Annotated in this window: 19 protein-coding genes and 1 pseudogene; 10 read left to right on the plus strand and 10 right to left on the minus strand. The window is 59.7% G+C overall.

The features are described from left to right. Window positions 1-204: 204 nt before the first annotated feature. The 10 genes from pilV to icmT form a co-directional block, all read right to left on the minus strand. Window positions 205-1,539, minus strand: a complete 1,335-nt coding sequence (gene pilV, locus AB1I47_RS29615) for a shufflon system plasmid conjugative transfer pilus tip adhesin PilV (protein WP_354687251.1) — start codon at window positions 1,537-1,539, stop codon at window positions 205-207. After that, a complete protein-coding gene (locus tag AB1I47_RS29620) occupies window positions 1,536-2,504 on the minus strand; it encodes an ATPase, T2SS/T4P/T4SS family (protein ID WP_354687252.1) in 969 nt (322 codons plus the stop codon). Before AB1I47_RS29620 ends, pilV begins: the two co-directional genes overlap by 4 nt. Window positions 2,505-2,577: 73 nt before the next feature. Then, window positions 2,578-3,135: a type 4 pilus major pilin gene (locus AB1I47_RS29625; RefSeq protein ID WP_042875543.1), complete on the minus strand. Its 558-nt coding sequence runs from the start codon at window positions 3,133-3,135 to the stop codon at window positions 2,578-2,580. 88 nt (window positions 3,136-3,223) lie between these two features. Then, complete coding sequence (locus AB1I47_RS29630) at window positions 3,224-4,312, minus strand: type II secretion system F family protein (protein ID WP_354687253.1); 1,089 nt, start codon at window positions 4,310-4,312, stop codon at window positions 3,224-3,226. A 9-nt stretch (window positions 4,313-4,321) separates the two neighbouring features. Further along, entirely contained in the window at window positions 4,322-5,977 is a 1,656-nt protein-coding gene (locus tag AB1I47_RS29635; RefSeq protein ID WP_354687254.1) for a GspE/PulE family protein, read from the minus strand. Window positions 5,978-5,986: 9 nt separating this feature from the next. Then, the gene (gene pilP / locus AB1I47_RS29640) at window positions 5,987-6,604 is read right to left on the minus strand and encodes a type IV pilus biogenesis protein PilP (protein WP_354687255.1); all 618 of its coding nucleotides are present in this window, start codon (window positions 6,602-6,604) and stop codon (window positions 5,987-5,989) included. Further along, the gene (gene pilO2, locus AB1I47_RS29645) at window positions 6,591-7,943 is read right to left on the minus strand and encodes a type 4b pilus protein PilO2 (RefSeq protein ID WP_354687256.1); all 1,353 of its coding nucleotides are present in this window, start codon (window positions 7,941-7,943) and stop codon (window positions 6,591-6,593) included. Before pilO2 ends, pilP begins: the two co-directional genes overlap by 14 nt. 69 nt (window positions 7,944-8,012) lie before the next feature. Continuing rightward, window positions 8,013-9,740, minus strand: coding sequence for a PilN family type IVB pilus formation outer membrane protein (gene pilN, locus AB1I47_RS29650; RefSeq protein WP_354687257.1), 1,728 nt, complete (start codon window positions 9,738-9,740; stop codon window positions 8,013-8,015). Window positions 9,741-9,751: 11 nt separating this feature from the next. Then, on the minus strand, window positions 9,752-10,705 hold the full coding sequence (locus AB1I47_RS29655) for a TcpQ domain-containing protein (protein WP_354687258.1): 954 nt from the start codon (window positions 10,703-10,705) through the stop codon (window positions 9,752-9,754). Between the two features lie 20 nt (window positions 10,706-10,725). After that, window positions 10,726-11,019 carry an IcmT/TraK family protein gene (gene icmT, locus AB1I47_RS29660; protein WP_042875535.1) on the minus strand — a complete coding sequence of 98 codons (294 nt, stop codon included), beginning with the start codon at window positions 11,017-11,019 and terminating at the stop codon, window positions 10,726-10,728. A gap of 106 nt (window positions 11,020-11,125) precedes the next feature. Between icmT and AB1I47_RS29665 the strand changes: the two genes are divergently transcribed. The 10 genes and pseudogenes from AB1I47_RS29665 to AB1I47_RS29710 form a co-directional block, all read left to right on the plus strand. Next, window positions 11,126-11,866, plus strand: a complete 741-nt coding sequence (locus tag AB1I47_RS29665; protein ID WP_354687259.1) for a recombination-associated protein RdgC — start codon at window positions 11,126-11,128, stop codon at window positions 11,864-11,866. 8 nt (window positions 11,867-11,874) lie between these two features. After that, entirely contained in the window at window positions 11,875-12,912 is a 1,038-nt protein-coding gene (locus AB1I47_RS29670; protein WP_354687260.1) for a hypothetical protein, read from the plus strand. Between the two features lie 225 nt (window positions 12,913-13,137). Beyond that, on the plus strand, window positions 13,138-14,376 hold the full coding sequence (locus AB1I47_RS29675) for a helix-turn-helix domain-containing protein (protein ID WP_354687261.1): 1,239 nt from the start codon (window positions 13,138-13,140) through the stop codon (window positions 14,374-14,376). Between the two features lie 1,664 nt (window positions 14,377-16,040). Beyond that, window positions 16,041-17,375, plus strand: coding sequence for a replication initiation protein (locus tag AB1I47_RS29680; protein ID WP_354687262.1), 1,335 nt, complete (start codon window positions 16,041-16,043; stop codon window positions 17,373-17,375). A 1,207-nt stretch (window positions 17,376-18,582) separates the two neighbouring features. Next, entirely contained in the window at window positions 18,583-19,299 is a 717-nt protein-coding gene (locus AB1I47_RS29685) for a ParA family protein (protein ID WP_354687263.1), read from the plus strand. After that, the gene (locus AB1I47_RS29690) at window positions 19,299-20,375 is read left to right on the plus strand and encodes a ParB/RepB/Spo0J family partition protein (protein WP_354687264.1); all 1,077 of its coding nucleotides are present in this window, start codon (window positions 19,299-19,301) and stop codon (window positions 20,373-20,375) included. The genes AB1I47_RS29685 and AB1I47_RS29690 overlap by 1 nt, the downstream gene beginning before the upstream one ends. Window positions 20,376-21,173: 798 nt before the next feature. After that, the gene (locus tag AB1I47_RS29695) at window positions 21,174-21,350 is read left to right on the plus strand and encodes an NAD(P)-dependent oxidoreductase (RefSeq protein ID WP_354687265.1); all 177 of its coding nucleotides are present in this window, start codon (window positions 21,174-21,176) and stop codon (window positions 21,348-21,350) included. Between the two features lie 220 nt (window positions 21,351-21,570). Further along, window positions 21,571-22,206, plus strand: coding sequence for a hypothetical protein (locus AB1I47_RS29700; protein ID WP_354687266.1), 636 nt, complete (start codon window positions 21,571-21,573; stop codon window positions 22,204-22,206). Beyond that, window positions 22,203-24,197 (plus strand): integrase, encoded by a 1,995-nt coding sequence (locus AB1I47_RS29705; protein WP_354687267.1) that lies wholly within the window; start codon window positions 22,203-22,205, stop codon window positions 24,195-24,197. Before AB1I47_RS29700 ends, AB1I47_RS29705 begins: the two co-directional genes overlap by 4 nt. Window positions 24,198-24,225: 28 nt before the next feature. Then, window positions 24,226-24,489 (plus strand): annotated as a pseudogene (locus AB1I47_RS29710) (ATP-binding protein); the annotation flags it as partial. Window positions 24,490-24,585 lie beyond the last annotated feature (96 nt).

Raw genomic sequence — 24,585 nt, forward strand, 5'->3', positions numbered from 1 at the left:
GTGGTGGCTGGTTAATAACACACCAGGGCATGCCGTTGGGCCGCCGTTCCCAATGCTGGTCCGCGCGACAGGTAGCTACTGTCATCGGTGGCGCCGGCAACTGGATCAGCTCGGCCGAGGCGCTTGGCGTCCAAATATAGCCCGCGGCAATAGCCACTGCCAGCATCCGGAATGCATCTCGCACAGATATCCCTCCTATTTTTCTTAGTACGAGCAACCAGTGGTGACTGTGCCTACCAGTTGTCCCCCAATCGCACCCACATCATTGCCCGAGTACCAGGCGGCCGGGGACACGGCACTTGCCTGCGCGTACCAATATGTTCCGTAGTCGTTCAGCCAGAAGTAGACGCCTTGAATCGGAGGCATCACGTTCCCGGTGACGTTCACCATCTGCTGCTTTGGCGTGTAGAGCGCCCACGCCGTTCCGCCCGGACAGTAGTCCTTCCCGATCGTCACCCCGTCGGTAACGTTATCGAATTTGCGATTGATGGTCATATTCCCAAAGGCATTGCGAAAGAGCCTCCAGAAACCGCCGCGGCAGATATAGCCGCGACTGTTCGCATCACTCATCACTTGATCAGCAAGCGAGCACGGTGCCCCGTCATAGATCCCCTCTAAAGCGTTGCCGACCGGTTGCCACTTACCATAGCCGCATACCACCAAGCTAGCCCACGTGTTCTGGTTCCGGCGCACCGACGCTTCTTGGCTACAGGCCGTTCCGGGCACGGCCGCAGCATAGAGATAGTTGTCCCTGTTGACCACCGCATCTTGCGTCGCCATCCGATTGGAAATCGTCGCCCGGGTAGCATTCACGTCCTGGGTCTGAACTGTAGTCGCTGTAACCGTCTTGGCGTTGTTCATGTCCTGGTTGTTCATGTCGATCGCGGTGTTCATGCGATTCAACTCTGGACGACCAGGTACGGCGTTCCGCCACAGATAGTCGCCGCTCCCGTCGCCGTCAGATGAAAAGAGCGCGGTCGCAATGTGGCCAGCGCCAGGAGCAACGCCAAAATCGCTGGCCAGCGAGTTCCATTGCCCGTCAGGTGCCTTGATCAAGTTGGTGTTGCTTGGAGCGATGTAGCCACCGACGCCTCTCTGCATGCGAGCGATCCGCTGTGCATTCTTGGGGCTGATGGACGACCCACCGGAAGTGACGACAAGCGCCTCAAGCTTGGTTGCAGTTGCGCTAGGTCTGCGCACGACGATGTTGAAGGTTTGACCATACGGTGTGGTCGCGCTCACCCCCGCTGGAATGTAGCCCGCGTTCTGGATCGTCGCAAACGGGATGGATGTTGGCGTCGTGCCGCTAAGCCCGGCCGTCACCGTCCCGATGTTGTCATCGAGGTATTTGCGAGCCCCCTTTGCCACCAGTAGCTGCTGATCCGCCGCGCTGCGGTTTACCAGCTCATCAGCGTAATCACCCAGCATCGGCCACATCATGCCGAGTACGGAAACGATGATCGTCAATGTGACGGTCATCTCGATCAGCGTGAAGCCTCTCGCGCGGCGTCGACCACGCCGGTTCCTCTTGTTGATCATGCTGTCTTGAGTACCTGATTGGTTGCGCCGCGGCGGGACTGGTGCTCGATATCGTTTTCGAGGGTCTGGAGCTTGTTGTCCCGAATCTTGCTGCGAATCGCCAGGCCATCCTCACCGATACACGACAGCGCCCGGACCGACAGCTGGCGCCCACCATTGGGAAGAATCAGCATGGTCTGCCAGATCACCATAGACACGCCAAGGGACAGCATGTATCGCATGCTCTCGCTACTAGTACCTCCCTCGCCCGAGGCGGCGAGGATCGCAAGTTTCTCAAGCGCCTGGGAGGCCGATCCGGCGTGGATCGTCCCGAACGTAAGCTGGCCGCTGGCCGATGCTCGGACAACCTCTGATGCGGCGGCACTATCACGGATCTCGCCAACCACGACCATGTCGGCCTGCATTCGCAATGCCCGCAACAGCGGCTCCCGATAGCCGCCGGTGAGCCGACTGGCTGGGAACTGGAACATATACCCGCCCCCGTGGGCACCGGACAGTTGCTGCTCGATCGGATCCTCCACGGTTACAGCGACTCCGCCGTTCATATGCAGGCGCTGGACGACGGTGCTGAACAGAGAGGTCGACTTCCCTACTCCCGGCTCGCCGGCGAACAAGACCAAACCCTTCAGATTGCTGGAAAGCAGATTCAGGCCTACGTGCCGCGGTAACCCCAGATCCCGGAATGGCTTGAGTGCGCGCTGGAACTGCCGGAGCACGAAGAGCACCGCACCAGCATGGTCTTCCTGCGCTGTTACCCGATAGAGCCGGTTGTCTTCAACAATGCTGAACTCAGGGACCTGAGTCTCACTATACGTGGCCTGGCAACGACCACGAATCTCATCGAGCTGCGCCTTGAGCGCGGGCGGGGCAACGTCCACCAGCTGACTTGAACTAGTCAGATTCTTAAGCAGCGCGACCTGCGGATGCAGGTACAGATCAAGGAAGGTCAGGTCCCCAAGTCTCATGTCGTCGTTCCTGTCGATAGCTGAAGCCGGACGCGAACACCTTAGAGGCACGGCCGGCAAAGAGGCATGGGCCTTAGACGTCCGCCGACGACCAGATCAGCGTTACACGGGTGGCGGTACCACAGAGCGTAGTGGCCGTAGCGGTGGTAACTGTCGCCATGTCGATCGTCGCCGTAGCGCCGACCCCGACCGAGCGGGGGATGCTCTTCTTCACACCAGTCACGAGCTTGCGGCACTCAGCGTTGGGAATGTTCGATGAGGCGATCGTCACGGTCCCGCCGCTGTCGATCGTCGTGAGCGTGTAGTTCCCGCCATAGGTATTCTTCAGGACGCCACCGGTGATCGTGACGTTCGAAGGGATGGTGTTCTGATCCTGCAGCGCCTGTACCAGGTTTGCAGAAGCCGGGTAGCCCTGAGACGAGCGGATATCACGCAGGGAAGCGAAAAGGTTTTGGATATTGGTCGATTCCTCCAGTGCCGAACCTTTGGTGATCGCCGTATTGCTCAGGCTACCGGCCAGCGCGTAGATGATCACCGCGATGGAGATAACAACCATCAATTCGATCAGGGTGAAGCCACCTTGGGTAGCGTGCGCACTGGTCTTCAGATGGCCACGGATCTTCGATTTCATTGCATTCCTCTCTAAGTAATGTTCCCGCGCTGGCCGCGGCACTTAATTATATCTTTTGTGTTAGTGTTATGCTCCGCATTAAATGCGATCAGCCCAAAGTTCCCATCGAGCTCTGGATCAACCCGAAGATCCCGAACACCATCACCAGCAGCAAGCCGCCGGCAAACAAGATGCCGAGCGCCAGCAGATAGCGGCCAATCACTCGTACGGCCTCCAGTGATCGCTTCATCCATGATGAGGCGAACAGCGCCATGCTTTCCTCGAAACCGTCGACATCGGAAACCGCCCGAAGGATGTGGACAGCGCGAGGATCCGGGAACTCATACCCGGCTGCATGCATGGCCTCCCCTAATGTCTTCCCTTGATTGATCCCGTGCAAGATGGCCCTAACTCGGGTCCGCAGCCATGGCCCCCCCTCCTCCGAGAGGAGTAGCAACGCTTCACTCATCTGGATACCGGCTTTCAGCATCACCGACATGTTCACGAGAAATCCAGAGCCATGCAGCGCACGGTAGAAGGACCATGGCGGGATCCTGTCTAGGTAGACTCGGATCTCCGCCTTGCTCAAGTTTGGAATCGACCAGGCGATTACCCCCAAAATCACAGGAATGAGGAACACCAACGCCCAGTAGTTGTTCACCATGCTCGCTACCTGGTTGAGGAGCCTCGCAGCGCCATCCCAGCGGTCAGGTGGCGTAAGCTTGGACAACTTTGGCACCACTACGGTCGATATCATGTAGAGCATCCCGAAGGCCGAGCCGATTACGACCACTGGATATCCCATCGCGCTGAGAACGGTCCCAACCATCTCGCCTTTTGCCGCCAACATGTCGGCCACCACAGCGAGCTGGTCCTCGAGGTTGCCGGCCTCCTCGCCAGCCTTGACCAGCGCTACTTCGTGAGGCGAGCCCCATCTCTCCAGTGCCTCGCCTAGTGACTTTCCCTCCCGGATCGAGTGCATGATGTCTGCCAGCATCAAAGCTGCCGGCCTGCTTGGGCGACGGCCTTCGCTTGACTCGATGACGTAGAGTCGGTCCAGGGCCGTTAGGATCTGTAGGCCCATCTTCAGCATCAGGGACATCTGGTTGTAAAAGTCGATCCGCGCATCCACGCCAATCGCCTGCCGAGCTCTCCAGTGCTGCAGCTGTTCCCACAGTTCCACTGCCTTCTCAAACACTTCTGCTCCTTACGCGGCGCGCAGCCGGCTACCTGAGTTTGATGTACCGCCAGCGACACCAATCATGCGCAGATCAGTATCGAGCGGCGACACGTCGGCCTCCCCGTCTCGGGGATCGACATCGCCAGCGTTGATCCGCCTGATCATGGCTTGGCATTTGGTAACTCCGCCCAGCTCGGTTACCCAGTACTTTCGAGCCGCGATCTTGCCTCGATCCCGATAAATGTCCATAAATTCGCCGTTGGGCACGACCGTCTCTCCGACCATCACCCGGCCCACTGCACCGACGCGGCATTCGTTACACCCCCGGCCGCGAAGACGGATGTTGGTCGGATCGCAATATCGCTCAATGCGCTCGACCAGATCCGCCGGCAACTCATGCTTGTGCTCCGCGTACGGCTTGGAGCAGGCCTTGCACAGCTTCTTGGTCAAGGACTGATTCACAAACCCCGTGGTTAGCATCGGATCAAGGATCATGCTCGAGTCAACGCCGAGATCGACCAGGCGTTGTGGCACGGATGTGGCGTCGTTTGTATGCAAGGTCGTCCAGACCACGTGTCCAGTCATGGCCGCGCGGTATGCGGCGATTGCCGAGGATTTGTCCCGGATTTCGCCAATCATTAGGACATCCGGGTCCTTTCGCAGAAGATCGGAGATCCCAGTCGACCAGGCTTGGGAGATTTGCTGCTCGGTTGCCCCTTCTGAATTCAGCGGCGTGGCCAGCATGCCCGGCACGCTGTACTCAGGTGGGTCCTCAATCGAGATCGCCCGAATGCCGGTAGGGCGGCCGCGGCCACCCGCCGCTTTCGAGCCGGCCATCCGCTGGCGGCCCTCCTCCAGCGTTTCTCCCATGATCACGGACAGCGTGAGCGACTTACCCGAACCGGTTGGCCCGGTCACAACGTTGATCCCATAACGAGACCTGCGCATCGTCTTCAGATCCTCTGTCTGTTCTGGGAGGAATCCGAGTGATGCGATCGAGCTCGCCGCCTGATGTTTGCTGTACAAGAGCCGGATCACCATCATGATGCCCTTGTCGGTCGGCCTCGTGCTTACCCGGGCACCGTAGATGCCCATCTGCTTGACATAGGCAGAGCTCAGCCTTGCGTCCTGACTGCGGGTAGTCTTAAAGGTCTCGTCGGCAACGTCGCACATGGACTGGTAGATAGAGGACATCAGATCCCTGACGTGCTGCGCCGACAACTGGTAGAACTCGTACAAGTCGCCGTCTAGCCGAAACTCAATTGTTCCGACCTCGTCCCCAACAACCAAGTGGATATCGGAGGCATCCTCGGCAACGGCCTGTTTCACGTAGCCGATCACCTCGGTTTGCCGATCTGACGCTTGCACCTCGTTTGCACCCACCTTACCCGTTTCGCCATCGCCAGAAAGCTCGCTGTAGAGAAGCTCCAGCTCGTGGTACCCAACCTCCCGTGTGCGGATCGAATCGCCCCCTCGCGCGCGCACCAGCTGCAGATAGCTCTTGACGTGTGGGTTAAGTTGCTGGCCGGTCAGGACATGCAGCACGCTGTCACTGGTGAGACACAGCAGCTTACGAGCCGCGTCATTTGCCGGATACAGTCCGCGCGCGGCGGACCATGCAACAAGCCCTCGCCTTCGCGCGTTCGCGATCGCATCGCGCACTCGGTCTGTCGCTTTATCCATCGTGCGCCTCTATTGCGCTTTGATTTGCGAGATGGGTGGCTGGCCTACCGTAACCGGAATCATCGCCGGCGGCGACAGCTGCGCGTTCTGGAAGCCCGGTTGGGTCACTGCCTGGGTTTGCGGCGCCGCCGCTCCGGCCTGGCTGGCGCTGCGCTCAGAGGCATACTTCAGTCGAACAGTCTTCTTCCCGCATCGAACCGGAACGCCCCGCTCTGCCGAGTCGGATACGGACTCTACCCGGCAACCGCTTCCACGCAGCCGCTCGCCGGCGCCAAGCTCCGCTTCTTGTCCGTCGGGGTACGTTACCACTGCGAACAACTTGCCCGATTCGCCACTGATGCGGGCTACGACTGGCATCCCAGTGTCCTTCCGCGTGGCCTCGGCGGCTGCCGCCGCTGCCTTAGCGCGGGCCGAAGAGCCTTGAAGCGCCTCTAGCTCCTGCTGCTTCTTTGCCAGCGTGAGTTGCGCCTCCACCACCATCGTCTGCTGGTGAAGGCTAGACCAGACGGCAAGCGATCGCTTCTGCGCGACAACGTCCGCGGGATCGTCTTGCGCCGCGGCCGCTGGCAGGGCAAGGACTGCACCGACTACCAAGGCAATTGCAGACCGAAGACTACTTTCTTGCATATACCACTCCATTGATCGTCCATTGCAGGCCAACTTGCTTTCCGGCCCCAAGCGCATCACCAGCGCCGGCCGAGAGTTTGACTTCCGAGATCACCAAACCGGGACCGAGGAGCGGTCCCATGACCTGGTCAATCGGAAACGGACTGGAAACCGAGAACGTGTACTCGTTCCACCAAGGATCCGGCACCTGCGCCTGAGCTTCGCCAATTAGCTTCACCAGGCTTGGCGGGGGTGGCTCTTTTGGCGGCGGCTGCTTCTTGGTGAGCTCGGGTACCTTCATCACATTCAGGCGCTGGAAGCGGGAGTTCCATTCCAGTTCAGCCTGCGCTGACGTTGTGAGGTGTACGTCCCCTCGCGGCAACATGGGAGCTTCGGCACCAACTGGTCCGATCGCCGTTCCGACCTCCGGTGTGACACTCACGGTCGGGAAATGCGTCCGGGCAGCAGCCAGGAAACCGTCTTCGCTTGCACCAGGGGTGCGGTCGTAGCTGACGGTCATGCGCGTGCCATCGCATGTCACATTATTGAAGCGCCAACCTTCAATGACGGCGGGAATTCGGTCGTCCTCTACAGTCGCATCCATACACCGGCTGAGCACCGTCGTGGCCGCCGGCTCATTTGGCCATTGCGGGACCGGGGCCTTGCGTTTGACCTGCTCGATGGCAGCCTTTCGTTCCTTCTCGAGGTTCTCAGCATCGCGCGCAGCGGTGAATGCCGCCTGCATCGCCTCTTCCTCCTCGCGGGCAACATTAAGGTAATGCTGAATGAGGGTGCCAGCGAGGGCAACCGCCGCAGCGCCGCCGTACAGGATGACCTCGCGCCGCCCAAAATCCGGCCCGGTCGATCGAATCGGATAAACGCGCGCACGGCCCGAGCGGGCCCGCTTCAAGGCGTCACGGCTCAACACCGCGTCCAGACTAAGGCTCTCAGCTGCGGCGAAGAAACTCCGAGGCGCATAGATCTTGGCCCAAGGCAGCCCCACGATCTCGTCGAACCGCGCACGGACGTTCGCCTCGCTTCCGGCCATGTCAGCCTCAGGAATGATCGCCCCATTGTGCACGCCAGCCATCACGAACATGCGCTCAGTGACCTCGAATACGCCCAGCCAGGATGTGCCCAGCTGATCCGCAAGCGTCGGCACCAGCGCCTGAGCCTTCCGAAACGGCCGCGTACCCGGCGCGGTCACAACGTAGCCTATCTGCGTCATCGAGCCTTCTCGCACGACGAACTGTCGGAGGCCATATTGCTTGGTGAATCCCTTGACCTCTCGCATGAAGCCCTTTGGCTTGGACGCCGACTGCCAGAGCAAACCGACAGCATAAGCCGTGCCCGCAATCACTATAAGGTCCGTGGTCGGCGCCAGACTGGCCGTGCGGCCACCTCTCTTAGCTCTCGCCATGTCCGCCCTTTACTCGACGACCACGGGTGTTACCAAGAACACCATGACGTCCTTCGAGGTTTTGCGGCTCTGATTTCCGCCCAGGAGCCAGAAACGCGCGTCGCCCGTGCCGCTGCGGGTGGTGTCATCCCCCATCTGCTCAAAGCCAGAGAGCACCCAAGTTTGGCCGGCTTTCAGCTTCACCTTCTGGCTGAGGATCCGGTTATCCAAATCTGGAGCTTCCATCTTGGAGGTACCGGCTTCGATGCGACGCAGATCAAGTAGCGAACTCAGGTTGACGTCATATCGAAGTAGCAGCTCCTGACCATCGAGCAACAGTGGCAACAGGGACATGTTATAGCCGGTCGTGAAGTTGCCTGGCACGAGAGAGATCTGGTTACCCACGTTCGAGACGGCCGTGCTGGAGGAGCTCGCAATGTAGGTCTGGCTGCGGCCGACCTGTAGTGGCGCAACCTGAAGATTCAGCGTTGTCACGGACGCAGTTGTCACGGTCGACACTCGACCTTGCGTCGACAATGCATCAACCATCGCTTTGGTGCCTGCCCACGGGCTCGTGGGGCTGACGACGCCAACCGACGCCGATCCACCGCCCGTCGGCACGGAGAACGCCGACTTGAAATTGATGCCGTATTTATTGAGCGACGAGTACACGGCGTCCCAGTTGAGCCCAACGCTGTCTTCGTCCTTCAGCGTGACGGTGAAGGCCTGAACGCTAAGCGTCACCTGACGGGTAAGGCGCTTGTTCTCCGCCTTCACGTAGGACTCTACGCGAGCAATACCGTCCGCACGGTCAGTAACCGTGACGGCCATCGTCGCCGGATTGAGATGCGCCTTACCGATGTTCGCTGTAACAAGGGCATTCAGGGTATTCTGCATCCCCTCGATCATGTCAGTTTGGAGTTCGAGTTTGGTGGACTGGCGGCTGCCTGCAGAGTCAAACTGATTCGATGCCTGCGTGCCGCTGCCGGTGGCCGAACTCCCGCTCGTCTTGCCTGACTGGACGGTCGTATTGACGTCAATCTTTCCCGGGATGATGTCCAGGTTGAACACCCGGGTGTCTACGTAGTAGATCGTGATGCCGCTATCGTCGACCTTGTAGCCGAGGCCGAGGCGAGCGGTAACAAGGTCGAGAAGCCCTCGAAGCGGCCGGTTACGCCACTGAATTCCGGTGATGACACCGGCTTGACTAACCCCGCGCGGCGCCGAAATCGAACTGTTCGCCAGGCTTATCGTGTTTCCGCCACCGTTGAGGCTCGGCGATGGCAACCCCCCCGCGGGTGTCCGGTTGGATGCTGCTGACGGCGCCCCGGATGGGCCAATGCCGCTAAGCTGCTGCAACGCCTCCTGGGTAACGTTGACCGCCACGCGGCACCGCTTCGCTACGTCGTCAGCAAACTCGCTGATCGATGTGGACGCATAGGGGCTGAAGGTCACCATGCAGTCAAGAGGGCTCTTTTCGCCCTTGCCCGCATTCCCACCAAGCGGAATCGGCGAGTCATCGACGTATAGCCCGGACCCCTCGCGAATAGCCGAGTACGGCGACGAAGCCGGCTTCTGAGTGCGCATGCCGTTGACCAACGCCGAAGCCTGGTCAGCGACCTCCTTGCCCTTGTCCATCCCTTCGCTCACGCGCTGTAGCGCGCAACCGTTGGCCAGCAGCACGGCTGCCAGCGCGGTCGCCCCAACGCGGGCGACTCGGGCGTTGCCAGCTCGCTGGCCAATCGTGTTGTGCTTCATATTGTCTGGCCTCAGTTGCGCTTGTCCACGACTTCGAGAATCCCCTGCTCCTTATGGAGCACCACCTCGATCGGGCGCTTCACTCGCATGTATGGCGTCATGGTGCGGTCAACCGCCTCAAGGAAATCCCCACTCCACTCCATATCGGGTGCCGGATAGTCGGTGGACGCATTCCAGCGCAGCTTCCATTGACCAGTACGGTCGACCCATTCCTTGAGCACCTGTTTGAGCGTCATCCCCTTGTCAGATTGGGAGACCCAGCGTTCGATCGGAGCCGGATTGAACGACGGCTGTGGGGCTGGTGAGCCCGCCGGCCTGGCCACTGACAGCAACGCTGCAGGATCCTGATAGACGGGCGGCGCCAACGGGCTGGACGCGACCTGCCGCGCAGGCACCATCTGTTCGGCCAGTGCCATCGGGCTTACGCGCATCGGTTCGATGCTCACGACGCTTCCCTTTACGCGCACCACCACCCCTGCGCGCTCGGCGACCGTGCGCAACGCTGCGCTACGCGCGACACCTTGGGGGATCACCACCGGCGTCTGCAGCAAACCCGACTCTCCCTCGAGCCTGATCGGACCGATGATCGGCACCAGCTGCGCGATCAGTGAGTCCGCCAGGGGCATTGGGCCATATGGTCCTGGGTACGGGGCATACCACTCGGTCCCGGAGAAATCGCCCTGCAAGGCATCCGGACCAGGACGGGCTGCGCCAGGTACCACCATCGCGATGGAGGTCGCGGCTACAGCACCCGAAGGTGCAGCCGGTGACTGCGGTACCGCCTGCCGCTCATCAATAAAGCCAAACGCGGAGCTTGCCGCAACCGCCGTCGCGATCATTGCCCCCATACGAAGGGGGCTGCGACGCTGCATGCCATTTTTCAATTCGATTCCTCCACGGCCGCGCTTGCGGCAGTCATCATATTTCATTTTAACAGTTAACGCCGAAATATCATCAAGTGGCAAACCGTTCTGATCAGATCTGCTCAGTACTCCTCGCCGGGGTCCTGCAGGCGGGAGAAACGGCGCACGTGCCAGATAGGTCTCGCTGAAACGCGCTCTCCTCGCAGCTTTGACCGGGCCCGGCGTATCATCCAGCTGAGCGTGTATCCCTTTCGCTGCAACCACCAGACGACGGCGGTCATGATGATGGCGAAGCCCATCGTCCACAGTCGCGCGTAGAACAGACATACCAGCATCGGGAAGCTGCAATACGCCGGGATGTTGGTGAATGGTAGCCCCATACTCTCGGCAGATCTCACCCAATCCGCGATCTTCATGCCGCCTCCAGAAGTAGCTCTCGGCTCGATGGGATCCGGTGAGTTTGCCCGTGTCCCTCCAGGAAGGCAGCTGCCTCGCGGATCGTCATATTGGTCACATCGCGGAATGCCGGTACTGCCAGGTGCCGTGGTGAAAGACGCGCTGGCGGCCCGTTCGGCGGAGATTGGGGCCCGCCAGGGCTTCAAAGTAGGCCGCAAGCAGCTGAAAGAGCTGAAGGAAGATGTCACTCGCGAGCTGCTGCCAAAGGCCTTCGCAACGCGCAGCAAGACCGCTGTATGGGTCGATCCCGTCAACAACCTGATCTGCATCGACGCCGTCGGTTCCAAGGTCGACACCATCGTGACCGCCCTCTTCCGGTCCATTGATCGGCTTGAGGCCACGCCGCTGCATTGCAACCTGTCCCCCGCGGCCGCGATGACGGACTGGCTGGCCAGCGACGCAGCACCCGCCGGTTTCACTGTCGACCAGGATGCCGAGCTCAAAGACTCTGGCGAGGGCAAGTCTACCGTGAAGTTCGCAAACCATAGCCTGGATACGGCGGATCTCGGTCATCACCTTGCCGGTGGCAAGCGGTGCACGCAGCTGGCAATGACCTGGGAAGACCGAATCTCGTTTGTCCTCACCAGCGCCCTGGGACTTAGAAAGATCAAGGCTCTGGATGTGATCAAAGACGAAACGAAGGATAACGGCGAGGACGCGGACGCCAGATTCAATGCCGACTTCGCGCTGATGGCTGGCGAGCTTGGCAAGCTGATTGCTGCCCTCCGCGGCGCACTCGGGGGCGAATCGCCGGCCGAGGGCGTCCGACATCGAACCGATGAACAAGAGCTGCCGATGGCGGCGTGAGAATTTCAATGAGTAACAAACTACACCTCGAAGAGATCCGGTTGCCTGCGGACTGGGTGGGCCAGTGCTTCACACAAACCCAGGGCGATATCACTTCGCTCTACGCTTCCCGGGCATCTGAAACCACCCCTGCTCACATTGCCAGCTGCGGCCCATTGACTGGTGACGTGCTCAAGGCCTTGGCTGTTGCGCTCAGTGACGCGTGGAGAACCGGCCGCGGGCTCGCCCCGAGGGCTGACCCTGAGCCATATGAAGTGCCGATTGGTGCAGAGGTGCCAATGCGACGTCAGAGCGCGCAGCGGCTGCTGCTGAACACTTTCGGCGCAGCGCCGATCGTCACCTTCATGCAACACGCGAGCAACGTTGCCCGCGAGGCGGACCCGCTCCTGAAGGACCTGGTCTGGCAACAAGGCCGTCGCGGCTACATGGTCGAGTACAGGCTGCTGGACCAGGCGGGTAACGTTGTAGCCGCCGACGTCGAAAGCAATAAGGCCCTGCGCGCCGCCCGCATTGCGCGGCTTGCCGATGTCGACGCATGGTGCATGCCTCTTGAGGACTTCGAGCTAAGTTCACTGGCGATTCCGGTGACCAGGGGAAACGGTGCGACGGAGTTCCGTATGCTGGTCGTTGAAGGCGCTCAGGCCCCGGCCGGCGCTCAGGACCTCAACGCGCTCCGCTCCGAGCTTGGCCGCATCTACGATCGCGCGACAGTCGGCAAGAATGGGCTAGAGCTGGCGCCGCGGCAGGAATGGATCGCATCGTCGGTCACGCAGCTGTTGAACCGCGCTCTGGACAGCGACCTCCGGACGTTCCAGATGGCAGGTGCGAAGGCGATGATCTTCTTTCACGCGGATAACCCTCGCCTGAATCCACATTCAGTCCGTTCGATGGTCCACTGTGACCTGGTGGTAGCGGCCTGCGAGCGGGGCGAGCACGTGCCGGATGAGGTGATTGCCGACCTGCGCGCAAGGAATCCTCGGATCGAATTGCCGATGGCGGCGCCCGCCGCAGACCGTCAATCGTATTCGCGCCCGACGCTTCATTGAGCGTAGCGTGGCCACTCAGATTTTGAAGGAGCAGTCGTTGAGCCCGTAGGCATCCCCATAAACGAAAAAAAGCCTGGAGTTGGCGCTCCAGGCTTTTTATCGGCATAGACAAAGGGGTGGACGGCTTCGAAACCCTCTTGACTCGACCTCTAAGACAGTTCGAGTCTACGAAGCCTCGGCCTTCGCTGTCAATGCTCCCTCCACAAATTTGCGCGTTGATCGAAGATGAATTTTGGCTTCGAAGGGCTTCCTATTGCCCAAAAAACAACAGCATGCGGCGGTGCGTTGCATGCTCCATCCTCGATTGTCAGCGATGGCCGGGAGCCCAAGGCAGCCAGGTGCGATGCAGGGCGGCTGCCTGAGCGGATCCTCAGAGCGATCGCATTGGTCTACGAGTCCGATGGGCTCCGGGCTTTGCACATCACTAGTCGGCAAGTCCTGGCCACGCTCATCCGCTTCGCACTGAACCAGAACGATCCCACCTCGCTCGCCTTCATAAAGAAGTCAACGATTGCACAGCACCTCGCGATTAGCGAGGCCACTGTCTATCGAGCGCTCGGCGTACTTGAAGATGCCGGGCTTATCGAGCGTGAACGGCAGCAACGCACCAGGGCGCAGCTCGAGGTCGTTGGACGGATCGGGTTCACCGCAAAGTTGCTGCAGTGCATCGAGGTCGCTGGCCGGCAACTTGGGTCCGCTGAACCTCCGACCGGCCACGATGAGTCCCAGTCCGGCTCTACATGTCTCGCACCGGTGAGTGGCGTAAACAAACCCAAGCAGTCTTCTACGAAGAAACATCCCGGGCGGGGAGTCTTTGTGCAAATTGACGATCAGGCAGTCCCCATTGATCTGGCGCCTCTCGTGCGCGATCAAGAGCTTAAGACGTCCGCCCTCTTCCTGCTGATGCGGCTCGCGAGGGAGGCTGGTCACCGACTGTCGGACGTCGTCTCGGCATCCGGCCATGCTCTCGGGCCGCTCCGGGGGCGAGAACTGTTCGCCTACCTCAAGTCGCTCCTCGGAAAGCCCATCGATTATGGCCATGTGGTCCGGACTCGGAAGGCCCAAGAAGATGAAAGGCACGCAGCCGACGCTCGGGCCGCGCAGGACCGGAAGGAGGTTGCCCAACTCATTGAGCGGTACCGCGGTAGACGGGTGTCAGCACCCGACGGGCGGATCTATGAGGTCGACTCGGCGTCGATCGTGATCACCGAGGCCAACGGCCGCCGAAGTTCATTAGGGCATGGCCAGGCCCGCGCCTGGCTCATCGAGATGGACAGAGCAGCGACTGGGTTCACGCGTCCTCTGGCCCAACCGTCGTCAGCGACAAGGTCATCGTCGGCCATGGCACAGGCAGCTATTGAGCAGCTTCGCAGCCTCGTCGGCGGCAGCCAGGCCTCCAAACATCTTTGGAGGCTGAGCTCGGGGGCCGAGGTTACGCGCTTCAACGCGCTTGGAGGCGCTTGAACGCGCTAGTTGAACCCTCTGGGAGGTGAGAGTTACGCGCCTCAAGGCGCCTGAGTGCGCTTCAACGCGCTGCAACGCGCTTGAGCGCGCTAAGACGCGCTTGAAGGCGCTAGATCAGTCGGCCTTGCCTGATATAGACGTCGTCGTTGCGCAGTTGGTGGGCTGGGTGGGATTCGAAGGCGTGGCCGGCATTCAAGCGGAGGTGCTGGGGGCAGGCGAGCGGGGCATGGCGGGAGGGACTTGGATGGTGCATCGGTTTGGGCCGCAGCCTTCATAGTATCTGCGGCGGTGCCGCTTAGAGCACCTAAGGTATGGTGTATCGGTTTGGTCCGCAAACCGGGCGGTGCGGCGCAAAGGTGCATCGGTTTGGTGGCGTGCAGGGAAATTTGCGGGAATAGTGAGCACTCCCTTCGTCCACGAGCGCCAAACTCAGGTGGAAGGAGCCGCCTCCGCAAATTTTGCGGACCAATCCATTGCACCATCGTCAGTCAAAGCCGCGATCTGGTCCCTCGGGCCCCCCACTGCGGACCAATCAACTACACCTTGAGGATTTGCGGCCCAAAAGAATGCACCTTCACGTCGTACTTAGCTTCTCGGTGTGTCCTTAGGGCACGGCTCAGACACTTCTGAAGGGCTTGCGGGCCAATCGATTACACCTTTGGTGGTGACTGGGGCCCGGAGGGCTCGGTTCTTTCTTCCGTTACGGGATGGCTTACGGACCAATTTGCCAGCGTTTGCGCACCAACCCATTGCACCTTGATCCCCGCCGCGGCCTTGTAACCCTGGTGCCGAGGACGTAGCCGTGCGGACCAATGCGTTACACCATAACTGTCTTGCGGACCAACCGATGACACCCCACAGGATCCGTGCCTACTTGCGGACCAATGAACTACACCATGGTTTCTGCGGCCCAATTGATTGCACTTTGAGGTTTGCTTGGCCACTCTGGACCCAAACCCTTCCCCGTTGTTCGAGGGCTCCAGCTGCGGGAACACCGACATGAAGCCGCCGGAGAATACCATCACATGGCTGGCGAATATCGCCTGGTGATGCCAAGCGAGAGCGCGTAGCTTGCGCCGTCGGAGAAGCCGGCATAGCCCTGCCGCCGCGGGTTGCAGCCGTTGCCCCTGTTGCTTTGGGTCGCTTTTGTTTTTGCCCGGGCCTCAGTGGATGCTTGAAGTGTGGATAAGTACCGTCGTTTTTGACTGTCCGCAAATCTTTGCGGAGAGCTAGCAGCTTCGTTTACGTAAACCAACTAACGTATACGGCCCGGGATTTTGCTTGGAAAATCAAGAAGTTACATCGAGCAAAGTGTTAACGATTGGTGGCAAGGTGGCATTATTTGGTCCAAAGGTGGTCCGCAATGGGCCGCAAAGGTGTAATCGGTTGGCCTCAAAAGGTGCTAACAGTTGGTGTCAAGGTGCAAGTGATTGGTGCAAGGTGTTAACGGTTGGTGGCAACAGCCTAATCTGCCGGAAAGTCGCACGTAGATTGGGTTTCCAGGCGGCTGGCTCGCGTCGATGGTGGTATGCATTGGCCCGAGGGTGTCATCGATTGGTGTGAGTTGGCGATGGTGCTGCGCAAAGGTGCAATCGTATACTTGACTCATTACACCTTTACAGCGATATTACCGTCCGTCACTCTGTGTACTCGGCGCCCTCTCCATGTCAAACGTCCCGAAGAACATTCAGGAGCAACTAGGCTTCGACATCTTCAACGCTGTCCGCGAGGATCTGGGGCCCACTACCGCAATCACCGAATCGCCGCGGGAGATCGGTTACCGCAAGACCAATGTTCTGATCGACGTGTCACCGATGTCGCTTGTGGCCAGGCGAGCAATCAACGCCTTGTGGCTCACCGTATCAGAGAATCCGGATCTCGAACATTACGATATCGAACTCAACTACTTCAAATGGCTTTCGAAGTTTGAAACGTCGAACAATGTTGCACATTTGAAGAAAGCTTTGCGTGAGTGCCAGGCCTCATCCGTTCAAGTTTCTGTTGAGGATTCAGGCGGCGACCCGCAATGGGTATCTGTGCCGCTGCTGGGCTCAGTTGGGATTACCGGCGGGCGCGTCGTGTTCAAGGTCGACGAGATGATCCGTCGGCAGTTGAAGGATCCGCAGCGCTACACATATCTCTCCTTGCGCATGTCAGCGGCGTTGAGCCAGTACGCCTATGTTCTTTATGAACGGCTTGGCTCGCTTCGTTTTATGGGCACGACTGGCTGGATCCCAATCGAAGATGTCCGAAAGTGGGTCAATGCCGATGCCGTGAAATCGCTGACGGAATACAAGCAGTTCAAGCGGTTGGTCCTCGACAAGAACATTGCTCAAATCAATGAGCTGACGGACCTCTACATCGAATACGAGACGAAGACTGCGCCGGGCTCGCGCCGCGTAGCGGCGATCCGTTTCAAGCTCCGGGATAACGCCGAGGGCAAGCTGGTTCTGGATTTCGCGCAGCCGCACGAGCTGAAGGATCTGTACGAGACGCTTGTGAAGGGCTTCGGGCTGAGCAAAAAGCAGATCAACGAGATCATTAGCAATCGCGAGGTGAACACGGATGAGAGAATCCGCGCCGCGATCGAGCTCGTGAAGTATCGGGTAAAGGTCGGTGTGGTCAAGTCACCAGGTGCCTATCTCGTGCGAGCGATCAACGAAGGATGGGCTATGAGCGAAATGGAGCGGGCTGTTGCTGCGGGGAATGCGCCTGCCCTGCCCGCTGCCGAGCCGAAAGTTCCAACAGCAGAGATTGAGTTCGCCCGAAATCTTGAGAGGGATATCGAGGAGGGGTTGGCCATCTTTGACTCCCTGGGGTCTGACGATCGGTTGAAAGTCCTCGAGGGCCTGTACAAGGAGACGACTTTTCAGATGGCTGCTCGCCGGCAGAAGGTTAAGGCGAAGCCGGATGAGGTGGCCATCTTGGCTCGCAAGGCGTTGAAATTGGAACTTGGTCAGTACGCCAAGCGCTGGTCAGATGCACGCCAAGCGGCATAAGACTCCACGACATAAAAAATATATCTCTCAAAAGATACGTCGTTCCCGCTTTCTCGCTTGAAAGTCATTGGCATGGGTCAGAGCGCGGCCAACGACTTTCACGTATGAAAGTGGAGCTTGGCGCCGCTGGCGTTACCATCCACTACTGCGCGGTCCATCACTTCCATCGCAATTCCAGAGGTGTTCCGCCGTCTTCTCCGTACCTTGGCGGCCCGATGCTTTCAAGCATGAAACCAGGGCTCATCCAGGCGCCGCGGCATGCTCCCATTACTTTCACGCTTGAAAGTCCGTCGAGGGGGGCAGTTCACTTGGCCGGCTTTCAAGCATGAAAGCTCCCAACCTAGCTTCTCCGTCGGCTACCCGGAATGCATCCGTCAGGGCTCCACCGTACTTAGGCATGCTTTCATGCTTGAAAGTTGGTCAGGGTGGTCGTCACGTGCGGCGTCGCTGGGAGGCGGCCTTTGACCACAATATCGCGACGGTTGGCTCCCCGACTTTCAGGCATGAAACCTCAAGGGCCAGTCGCAGGCTGGGCCGGTACTTTCAAGCTTGAAAGTACCACAGGGTGAATCCTGGGCGTGGATGGCTCACTAAGCTTTCAAGCATGAAACCTTACGGTCAGCGGCAGACTGCGCCGGGTACTTTCACGCTTGAAAGGTCGGTCAGGTAGTAATCCTCGTCGTGGTTCGCCTCGCTGAAGCCTGGAAGCGAAAAGACCAAAGATTACGCCGAACAACCTGAGTAGCCTTTCCACGCCGAATTTGCGTGGAGGGCTTGGGAGCCTGCTTTCACGCTTGAAATCTCGTCGGCGCAACAATTCCGCAGGGAATGGTGAGCTTTCACGCTTGAAAGTGGATGTCGACCAAGATGGAGCTACTGCGCTTTCAAGCATGAAAGCCGCCGTCGAGATTCGGCTTAACTGGGATCGTGCAGGCCGGGCCAATTTGCGAGCTTTCACGCGTGAAACCACTCGGCCTTCCCCGCGAGAGCACCGCATTCAAACAACAATGGCTTCCCCGCTAACCCTATGCGCCAAAGGCGAGACGACTCATCGTCCACATGCAATTCTTGGTTGTGGTCCATGTGCAACGCTCAAGTGGGAATTTGTTTGCTTTCATGCTTGAAAGCGCCTAATACGATGTGATGTGTCCTACAGTGGCGGCTGGGGTCGAATTTGCAGATTTGCAAAATATTTTGGGAGAAATATATGACCGCAAAGGTTGTCACCGTCTTCAATCAAAAAGGCGGCTGCGGGAAGACGATGGTCTCGATGCAGCTAGCGGCCAGCTTCGCCTTGCGCGGCCTTCGCACACTACTTATCGATATGGACAAGCAAGGCACCAGCACGATCTGGGCAGGGCAGGGCGGCGTTGAGAAGCCGTTCCCGGCTACTGTGATCAGCCTGGCGCCACTTCGGGAGAAGCTGATTGGCGAAGTCGCCAAGCACGCTGAAAACTACGACGTGGTCTTGATCGATTGCCCGCCGGCGATCGAGTCATCGATTCCGTGGGCAGCACTCAATATCTCGGACCTGGCGTTGATCCCGGTTATCCCGTTGATGGACAACGTCTGGGCTAGCCGTGAGGCGAAGGAACTGGCGCGGCGTGCAAAGGAAGAGAACCCGGAACTTCAGACCTATTGCATTCCGTCGATGTCGCGCCGCGGAAACGTCTTCAGGGCTTGTACCGAAATCCTGCAGGGCGACGAGGAAATTCCGCTACTGGACACCGGTCTGCAACAACGAAACGCCTACGGGGAGTCGCAGATGTTTGGGCTCAGCGTCCACGGGCTATCCGCATCTTCCGCGGCGACTAAGGAGGTAGAGGAGCTGGCCAAGGCCGTGCTTACGAAGCTGGGTATCAGCACGGCGAAGAAGCCGGCCAAGACTAAGCCCGCCGCCGCCAAGCAGAAGGAGGCAGCATAATGGCTAAGAACCGACTCGAGCAGATGAGGGAGCAAGCCACCAAAGCGGTCAATGCGGCGCCGCCTGCTGACCGTTTCGCACGGGCGCAAGCATTGGTGGAGCGCCAGCCTACGGGCTTCTCAGAAAAGCAGCTTGAGCCTGCTCACGAAACGCAACCCACAGCTGAGATCCTTCGTGGGGATTTCTCGCACGAGAGTGCCGCTGCGCCGCGGGAAGAGGGCCGGAAGAAAAATATCTTGAGAGCTCCACGAGCTTCTAATGAGCCATATTACGAAGAAGCGGACATTGGACTCATTGACGAGAATCCGTTCAACGCACGGCGTCTCTATCGCCCGGAACGCGTCCATGAGCTTGCAGAGAGCATGCGTGCAGACGGGCAGCTCGTTCCCGGTATTGCGACCATCCGCAACGGGCGCCGAGTACTTGCCGGCGGTCACTATCGCTTCAAAGCGCTGAAAGCCGCGGGGATTCAGCGCATGAAGCTGCTGGTGCATGAGGAACTCACCGATCAGCAGCTGTATCAGCTTTCATACAAGGAAAACGCCGAGCGCGAAGCCCAGTCTCCATTAGACAATGCTCTCGCGTGGCGCGCCCTGATAGACCAAGGCGTCTACACGAACGAATCCGCCATTGCGGAGGCTACCGGCATGTCCTTGCCCAATATCAACAAGACGCTGGCCATCCTGAAGCTTTCCGACAGCGTCCTTGACACCGTCAAGGAGCGACCAGACCCTTTTGCTCTCTCCACGCTGTACCAATTGACCTTGCTGGAACGTGTTGCCGGCCCTGCGGTGGCAGGAGTCATGGCGATCAAGGTGCGCGACGAGATCGCAGTATGCCGGGACGTGGAAGAGGCGAGGGCGCGATACGAAAGCAAAACCGCTCGCAAGCAGAAGGAAACGTCTCGACAGCACCGTCTGCTCGGCGCCGACGGCTCGCCACTTGGCGTTCTGAAGGACTGGGACTCGGGAAAGGTCTCGTTTGAGATTACCCTCCTGGATCCTGCTCAACGCCAGGCGCTTGTGGAGGAGCTCAAGGCTAGATTTGCTCCGCAGTCCGCATCTGACGCAACCTGATGGTGCTCTTCCGCACCGGTTGATGCAACTAACCGCCCCGACTTTCATCCGGCGTTTTTTTTTCCTGATCCGAGTCGTGGGCGGCAAAGGCGGGGCCGAAGGAAGGGCTGCACGACCCGTGCTAGTTCGGTGGGTAGCTCGCCAGCGTTACAACTAGGAACTGCAGTCGGTCCAGGTTTCGATTCGCTGGCAGAGGCTGCGCGATCCTCCGCTTCCTACTGCACCTTCCTCCGCGGGACGTGTTCGCGTCGATGCGCAAGGACCGTGTTGCGGACCAATGCCTTACACCATAACCACTCGCATGCGGACGTGCAGGTCCGGAAACAGTGACCCCGACGCGGCAGCAAAAGGGAAAGTAGCCACTCCACGGTATGACTCGTAAGTCATTGAAGCAGCAGGAAAAAAAGTTTGTGTAGGGATAGTCCGGCCGCAAATGCGCAGCAAAGAGCAATGCCGATAATTTTTAGCGTGCTTCGAAGAGCAACCCGTAAGAGGTTTCGATCCAGGCTGCGGCGCCCGGCGTAGAACGAAGCTTTCCTTTGTTCTACGCAAGGCCCGGGACGCGCCGCCAACTGTTGCTATGTGCGACGGTACTTCGAGCACGCACGCTATCTCGGCAGCCTGCTGAACGCTGGTACCGGCAGTCAGGCGCTCTCCGTGGCGGTCATGAACGAGGCTCTGACCAAGACGGCCGTGCCGCCGGCGCACGTGCCGGCACCAGGGTGACCGTGCGGGCTTCACGTACTAGGCCCACTTCTCTCTCCTCCCATTAACTGACCCCTTGGGGGGCAACCTATCATGACTATCGAACCCATCGCGGTGTCGAGGCCCGGACTCGCCCCGGCGTGCCGCCATGCAGTAGGGCTGGCTGGTTTTGGCTTGCTGGGCGAGGCCTTCGCACGCCGCCTCCGGCAAGCCGGAATGGCGGTGATTGCATATGATCCTTCGCCGCTCAGGCGTCGCGAAGTACGCTGACCATACGCCGCTATACCGGAAGGCAGGCATCTATCGCCGCCGTAGAGCGAAGCAATTGTGCCACCGGCTCGCCTTTGATAGCTGCGGCCTGTAGGCAATTGCGGTGGCACTTTTGCTTTCACTTGGATCGAATGCAAAAGTGCCATTTCGCACACAGTACGCCTGAAATTTGCCACCTCAAATCCTAGACTTCGAGACCTGTCCCTAAGGTCTTGATCTGATGGAAAATTTTCCGCAGTTCACGGAGCCGGTCGCGCTTGCCCGACCGCCTGGCGCACACCGGTTAGAAGCCTTCAGCCCGAAGCTGGGACGACGGTTGACGTTCTATCGGCGCGCCTTGCTTGACCTGTGGTTGCTGTTCGAGGCGGACGCCAGCGTGATCGCCTTTTGTGAGCGCCCTGGCTACGTACACCTTGGTGGAAACGCTCGGCTTGCCGATTTCTGGGTTCAATACGTCGACCGACAAGAACTGGTTCTTCTCGCAGACGCCGGTATGGACGAGAGGGCAGCGCCGGGTAAGCAGGAACTGGACGAGGCAGCATTCTCAATCCGCAGCATGTCGTCGGGCGACCTCGCGGCCGCGCGCGTTTGGATTGGCAATTGGCAGCGCATGCTGCCGTGCATCGTAGCCAATCGAGGTCTCATCCCATGGTCACTGTCCCGATCAGTCGAGCGCCTCCTGGAAAATCCACAGCAGCTAGAGACCCTCGAGCGCAAATGTTCGAACGTGGATCCGGTGTTGTTCCGGGCAGCACTGTTTGGCCTGGTGCATGGCGGTCGCGTCGCGGCGCCCGACCTGCGTACTCAGCCACTGTCCTTGCACACGTCGTTCGCTGTAGTCGACACGAACTCATGAACCGCCGCAAACCGGAGTTGCAAGCTCTCGACCTGGGGTCATGGCCGGAGGTCGCCTATACAGAGCTCGATTCGGGGCAGCGACAGGCGTTTGAAAGACGTAGACAGGCGATCGTGCGCTATGCCGGAGGTGAATCGCTCAGGCAGATTGAGCGATCTACAGGGGTGAGCCGGCGCGATCTGTATCGATGGCTTGAACGAGCCATGGTTCCTCACTCGGATGGCCGGCCATACGGCTTTCGTGCCCTGGGTCGCTATACGCGGATCGCAGAGTATGCTCGAGTCAGCACAGTAAGAATTGGTGGAGAGCGCGGCAATTCCGGCGGGGCCGGTGCACTCTCGCAACTCTTCGAGCGCTATCCGTCGCTTAGCACCTGGTTGCGCTTGCAGATCAAGCAGCGTCGGGTTCTGCTCGAGCAGATCAATACCGACGGGCGGCTGCGCACACGTCTGCGCGGACTGCAAGTTCTCCATGATGAATTCCTGCGGCAGTGTCGGCTGGTGGGCCTGAAGGTAACGGACTACCCGTTCAATACGGCAGGGCGTGCGATTCGCTCACTGTCGGAGCTTCTGAAGGCAGAAATGTTGCGCAGCTTCGGCCTGGCGGCACGTTCGGCTGGTGCTTCACACCTGAAGGGGCTGCCACACCGAGAGGGCGGCGACGGCAGTCCAGCGGCGACGCATCCTTATCAGATCGTCGAGTTCGACGGTCACCGACTCGATCTTCGGCTGAAGCTTATCGTCCGCGATCCGCTTGGCTTTGAACATGAGTTCGAGATTGAGCGGGTGTGGTTGTTAGTGATCATTGACGTCTGCACGCGGGCCGTGCTGGGCTATCACCTCGTGCTGGCGCGAGAATACAGCCGTTACGACGTGATCAAGACCATCGAGAAGGCATTGGAGCCCCATCGCGCCCGCGCCTTCTCCATCGATGGGCTCGGCTACGAGGCGCAGGGAGGCCTTCCTTCGCAGAGGTGGCCAGAGCTCTCGTATGTCACGTGGGAATGGATGAAGCTCGACAACGCCAAGGCGAACCTGGCTAACGAAACGCTGAGAGCACTGTGTGAATTCATCGGTTGTCTAGTCGATGCCGGTCCCAGGTACTGTCCGGATGAGCGCCCGTACATCGAACGCTTCTTCGGCACGATGGCGCAGCGACTGTCTTCGCGCCTACCCGGCTACACGGGTTCGCACCCACGCGATTTGCGCCGCGCGCTCGCCGATCCGAAGGGCAATCTTCGGCTCTATGTGTCGCTCGACGAACTGGAGGAGCTGGTTGAGTATGCGATCACGACGTACAACGGTACACCGCATACCGGCTTGAACAGCGTGACCCCGCTCGAAGCAATGGAATACTTGCTCAATACTCAACAGACGGTGCTGACGCGGCTTGCTGAGCATCATCGTCGCACGCTGTGCTTGATGCAGTCGGCCCGCCGTTGTCGTGTGCGTGCCTATCTTGAGCAAGGCGTACGTCCGCACATTAACCTGTATGGCGTGCGCTACACGAGCGGTGTGCTGGCAAGAAGCACGCGGCTGGTCGGCAAGCAGCTACTCGTCTACCTGAATGCTGACGATCTGCGCTGCGTGCGAGCCTTTCTCACGGATGGCACGGAACTCGGCGTCCTGGATGCACAAGGCGCCTGGGGTGTGGTGCCGCACAACCTGAAGCTGCGCCAGGAGGTGAGAAAGCTGCGGGATCGGCGTCGAAGCCAATCGGGCCAATCGAATCCGATCGAAGCGTATGTGCAGGCCAAGCTCGCGCAGGCAAAGACCAGTCGGAAAGCCGCGACGGAATACGCGCGGACCGTGCGGCTGCTTGCCAGTGCACCGACAACGCGTACGCCAGCCGAGGCCATGCCCGCCACGCGGAGCGCCGCCTCCTCTGTGGTGTCTGCACCGGCCGCGGTAGCGGCGGACGGTGTCCCGATCGCGCCTCACACGCCGGCGCAGCCGCGCAAACTCACGATCGGGACTGGCCAAGTCTTCTAACACCGTCGTTCACATTGCGAGGTATGCCATGACACCTCAGATGCTGCGTCCGATCGATCCGTCACTTCACCCGCTGGTGACCGGCAACTATCGTATCGCCACGCCTGCGATCGAAGCCTTCTATGAACTGGTTGCTCGATGTCTACGCTACCGGGTCATGGGAGCACTGACCTATGGCCCGTCCCGCATCGGCAAGACACGCGCCATCGAGTACGTGCGATTACTGCTGGCGCGCAATCATCCGAAGATGACGAGCTACCACGCGCAATGCGAACACAAGCCGCGGCATGCGTAAGCGGATCGCCAGCACCGTGGTTGACGACGAGACAGGAATGGTGCTGCTTTAGGCTTGCAACGCCGGTTGAGCGGCGACGTTCCACGGCAGAAG

Origin of the sequence: Cupriavidus necator (assembly GCF_040578825.1) — a bacterium.
Classification (GTDB): Bacteria; Pseudomonadota; Gammaproteobacteria; order Burkholderiales; family Burkholderiaceae; genus Cupriavidus; species Cupriavidus necator_E.